The organism is Nostoc sp. (assembly GCF_041747015.1).
GTDB lineage: Bacteria > Cyanobacteriota > Cyanobacteriia > Cyanobacteriales > Nostocaceae > Nostoc.
On record NZ_JBGTFY010000299.1, the window covers coordinates 1 to 4,247 of the forward strand.

Annotated in this window: 5 protein-coding genes; 2 read left to right on the top strand and 3 right to left on the bottom strand. The window is 42.3% G+C overall.

Annotated features, from left to right (window positions below; all coding sequences use genetic code 11):
* Positions 1–330: 330 nt before the first annotated feature.
* Together ACEW80_RS23995 and ACEW80_RS24000 are read right to left on the bottom strand one after the other, a co-directional pair.
* The gene (locus ACEW80_RS23995; protein WP_373528992.1) at positions 331–2,445 is read right to left on the bottom strand and encodes a pentapeptide repeat-containing protein; all 2,115 of its coding nucleotides are present in this window, start codon (positions 2,443–2,445) and stop codon (positions 331–333) included.
* A 49-nt stretch (positions 2,446–2,494) separates the two neighbouring features.
* The gene (locus ACEW80_RS24000) at positions 2,495–2,662 is read right to left on the bottom strand and encodes a hypothetical protein (RefSeq protein WP_373528993.1); all 168 of its coding nucleotides are present in this window, start codon (positions 2,660–2,662) and stop codon (positions 2,495–2,497) included.
* A gap of 201 nt (positions 2,663–2,863) precedes the next feature.
* On the opposite strand from ACEW80_RS24000, the gene ACEW80_RS24005 reads away from it, so the two are divergent.
* Both ACEW80_RS24005 and ACEW80_RS24010 read left to right on the top strand, forming a co-directional pair.
* Positions 2,864–3,625 carry a DUF6748 domain-containing protein gene (locus ACEW80_RS24005; RefSeq protein ID WP_373528994.1) on the top strand — a complete coding sequence of 254 codons (762 nt, stop codon included), beginning with the start codon at positions 2,864–2,866 and terminating at the stop codon, positions 3,623–3,625.
* A gap of 108 nt (positions 3,626–3,733) precedes the next feature.
* Positions 3,734–3,919, top strand: a complete 186-nt coding sequence (locus tag ACEW80_RS24010; protein WP_373528995.1) for a hypothetical protein — start codon at positions 3,734–3,736, stop codon at positions 3,917–3,919.
* An 18-nt stretch (positions 3,920–3,937) separates the two neighbouring features.
* Here ACEW80_RS24010 and ACEW80_RS24015 read toward each other — a convergent pair.
* A partial coding sequence (locus tag ACEW80_RS24015) for a hypothetical protein (protein ID WP_373528996.1) occupies positions 3,938–4,247 on the bottom strand: 310 nt, incomplete at its 5' end.

Sequence of the window (4,247 nt, forward strand, 5' to 3'; positions counted from 1 at the left end):
AGCCCTTGATGAAGTAATTACTATGGCTGTTAATGCTATTACTGATGAAAATGCTCTTAATTGGTTTAATCATTGTGGTTTATTTTTTGAGCCTATTTAGATAGCTCTTCTTGTGGCTGGTTTGTTCGCAAACTGCTGTAAGGCAGATATTGTTAAGATTAAACATAAATAAATTCATTGCACTAAGATTAGCGCTATTTAGGTTTATATTTACGTCAAAAACTTTCTCTCTCCACTCATTCCAAACCTCCACCCCTTGCCTTAATATCGCCAGATGCTCCTCATTCGCCATCACCAGCTAACCCCTCTGCTTCATCTGTTGCTAACAAACTACTCCGCCTCCTGCCACCCATCGATGGAAGCCAACAGAATATTTACTAAAGGATGGTCGATTAACTCTTTAAATGCTTCCGTTCCCCCAGCCTTCAACGCACCTATCACTCGTGCTTTCAGTGTTGGGTTACTCTCAATCTCATCCACAGCTTTAGCCACGACACTCATTTTCTGTGATGTCGTAGTCGTGGGATATGTTTGGCTTAGTTGGTTGAGAAGCTGCTGAATCTCTGCTGCGGCTTGGGCAAGGTTCTGCTTTTGCTCTGGATTATAGTTGGTGATGTTGCCGCCGATTTGTTGGGCGTTTACGGTATCAGCATTGACTAGACCACCTGCAAATTGAGCGCCTTGTAAGTTAAAACTAGAGCTTTTATTACTTACCCTTTGTTGGTTATTTTCACCCTGAACATTATTAATATCGCCATCAACTGAACCACCAACTGAAAAGCCACCGGGATTGTTAGTCATAAAACCTACCTGCTCAACGTTTGAATAAAAGCTGGGACGCTGTAGTGCTGTCACTACCATATTCTGTAAATCAGCAATTCTGCCATCCTTCTCAGCGATAAGTGCTTTAACTTCTTGTTCTGCCAGAGCTTTTAACTGATTATAGGTAGCGAAATACTCGGCACTCAGTTCAGATTTATCAGCCGCGATCGCTGTTTTGGCACGGAGCAGAAATTTGTCCTCACCACGTACTTCCATCCCAACAATCCGCAAATCTGCTTCGGGGTGATTCTCTGCTAGCTGCTTGAACGAGATAGCGATCGCTCTTGGGTCAATACCTTGGTTATGGTACAGGTCGAGCGTGTCGAAGATTGGCTTGATGAAATCACCAAATTCTCCATCTGCAAACACTTCCTGCCTGTTGTCCGGTTTGCGGTGAGGGTCTGGGTTGTCTGGAGTGGGCAGGCGCATATAAACGTACTCGCACCGCACCCCGTCAAAAATGGTGTCAGTGGTGATGTTCCAGTCTTCAATGTATGCCCCGGTAAGATTTGCACCTGTAAAGTCTGTGCCGTCGAGTTGGGTTTGCACTAGCTTGGCTCTAGTTAAGTCTGCGTCTTGCAGGTTAGCTTCGTTTAAGTTTGCACCGATGAAACTGGCATCTGTTAGGTTTGCTCCTTGTAAATTGGCTCCGCGTAGATTTTGGTAGTCAAAGTTTTTGTCTTGACCCTGCCCTGTAATTAGTAACTGGCGCACTTCTACCTTGTGAAGATAACTTTTTCCCGGACGAACATAATTAAGCATTTTTGCTTGTTGAAAACGAGTATGTATCGTGATAGCATTTCTAAAGTCTGTACCTTTGAGTACGGCATTTGTGAAATTAGCATTGGTTAAATCAGCATTACGAAATCTAGTACCACCAGTAGTTACCCAAGCAAGCGTAATTGGACGTAAAATGGAAAACTTTTCAGATCCAACCAATGCTTTGTTAATGATGTAACTACCTTGCCCAATTCCCAATCCAATAGCAATTACATTAATCAATAAATCTGTAATACTAATAATAGTTATTTGGGGAGCAAAAATTCGGATAGCAATTCCAACTCCCAGTAAATTTGTAGTAGCAACGCTAATTATTCCACTCTTACCTACTACAGAAACAGCCCCTCCCGTAGTTGCTGCACTTACAATAGTTATTACAATAGAACCAATTATACCTAAAGTTAAAGCAACAGTTCCTTGAACCTGCCCTAAAAAAGTTACAATCACAGCTATAGCAGCAGTCACAGTTAATATAATTGTCAATGCTATTCCAAATGCCAATATTCCGCATTGAGTATTGGTAATAGACAGGATAATTAAAAATATCAAAATAATGCTGCCGCGAAATAGAAAAAAATTTGGTTCAATATTTGTAGAAACAATTATGCTGGCTAAACTAGAAGAAAATGCAGCAAGCAAAGATAGCAAACATGGAATAGTTACTAAAAGTACAACCTCACGCATTAATAGCCCTGCTGTTGCTCCTGTAAAATTCGCTCCTCTCAAATTAGATCCACTAAAATCTGCCCCTCTAATATCTGCATAGCTAAAGTTTCCCCCTACAAGGTCTTGACCCTTGAACGAATGACCTCTGAGATTTTGGCCGGAGAAGTCTTGAGGCATGGCTAGTGAAAGCGAGGGTTTATGTCACATACAGCTTTAGTATGAGCTTTTACGGACTGTAACACAAGATTTCTGTTGAAGTTTGTGTATTCGGCGATCGCCTACAAGCAGAATATTGAGTCGGCTTTTGCTGTTGTTGTGCGATCGCGCCATCGCAGTTTTGGCTAAATGTAGAGATTGGGCGTACAGTCAGGTGGTTCTGGGATAAAGTTGGCAAAAACAATGAGTTCTTAAAATTCCTTTAAGGTTTCCTGCAAGGTTTTTTAACCTATTGTCAGTAGTGTAAGAGTTATGGTATTCCAATCTACTTTGCCAACTACGAGTTTGTGTACAGGTATTTTGTCAGGTTTTGCCAGAAATGCTGTCAACTCTGCTTTTAACAAAGGTATTTAACCCTCAAATAAAATCGAAAACTACTATGAACAAACAATCATTGAACTACAAAGCCTCAATTATTCCTCTATTAGGTGCAATAATAGTCACCAACGGATTTTTCTCCAAAGTATCGGCGCAAAATATTTCTGCTCCAGAGACTACTGATTCTGTTGCAGTCAGTGTCAAAAACCAAGAGTTTCCACAGTGGGGATATTACATGGCGCGAAGAGATTTTCGCAAATGTGCTTCTCCAATATGCGGTGGATATTTTATCAAGCAAGTCAACTTGAAAGCTACTCCTTGCTTAGATGGTGTTTTTCGCTCCGAATGCTATGTGTCTGCAATTGATTGGAGTTCCCTGAAAGTATCGCCTTACGAACTGGTCAAAATCCAAAATGATGAAGGTAGCCGTGTGATCCTCAGAGGTAACATAGTTCCAGTGGAATTTCCTGGATTCGGTGAGTTTGGGAATTTGAGAGTTAAAGAAGCCTTCTATGCCGCGACAAATTCCCCGGCAAAAGGTACTTTTGTGGGAGTTAAAGACAATGGCATTCGTTGCATCACAACTCCTTGCTTCTCCACAGATAATCTGGTTTTGAATAAGCCGAAGATTTCTCAAGTTTCGTCAATCGATTTGAGTCAAACGGGTGCAACACAAAAACAACTTGACGCAGCAACAAGCGAAATTTTCGGTCAAGGTTTGATTGCTGTAGGTAAAACTGAGGTAGTAGAAAACGTAGATCCAACCAAGAGAGATACTAAGTTTGTGAGTACGCAGTTTTATCTGAGAGTGGAACCGAACTAAAGAAATAAGGTTATTTTTGCCACTGGCTCATCCTAAAACTGTGCGATCGCCTATCTCAAAGAAGCGTTACGCACTTGGAAGGGAGTCAAGTCAACGGAAGCCGTGTTTGTGGCAGCTTGCAAGGAAGGGAGGAAGCCGGAGGCACAACAGGCCAAGTCTACTGTGATCGCTCCCTTTGAGTGGGCGAGGCGGCAAAGGATTGTGATTGCGCTGTCTGGGGAAACTGTGTATACGCCTCAAGCTAATGCAGTGGAATTACTCTCGATAATGCGGCGGTATCCGATGTGGGCGTGACTCCCGCTTTTTCAGCGATTACAAAGCATCTGTGCGATGTATTGATTCAATCAACTCTTCAACTTCTTCTTCGTCCAGACATTGTTTCACTTGGGTGCTGAACCACTCAAATTCTTCCGGTTCTGTGTCCTTGACTCGGTAGACCAGTAATGTTCCTGCAACGCGGGCAAGAGTAAGAGGTGATGGAGAAACGTGGCTCAGTAGATCGCACGCATTCTGGTATATTTCCATGACTGATAATTCGTCCAAAGGAGATCCCAACTGAGCAGAAAGCTGTTTTAGATTCTCCTGAATAGATGAATGGAAGTCTGGATCTTCGGGATGGGAA

What these genes read in the sequence shown, in the direction of transcription:
- ACEW80_RS23995 (WP_373528992.1), bottom strand. Translation starts at nt 2,445, where the DNA reads ATGCCTCAAGACTTCTCCGGCCAAAATCTCAGAGGTCATTCGTTCAAG.
- ACEW80_RS24005 (WP_373528994.1), top strand. Translation starts at nt 2,864, where the DNA reads ATGAACAAACAATCATTGAACTACAAAGCCTCAATTATTCCTCTATTA.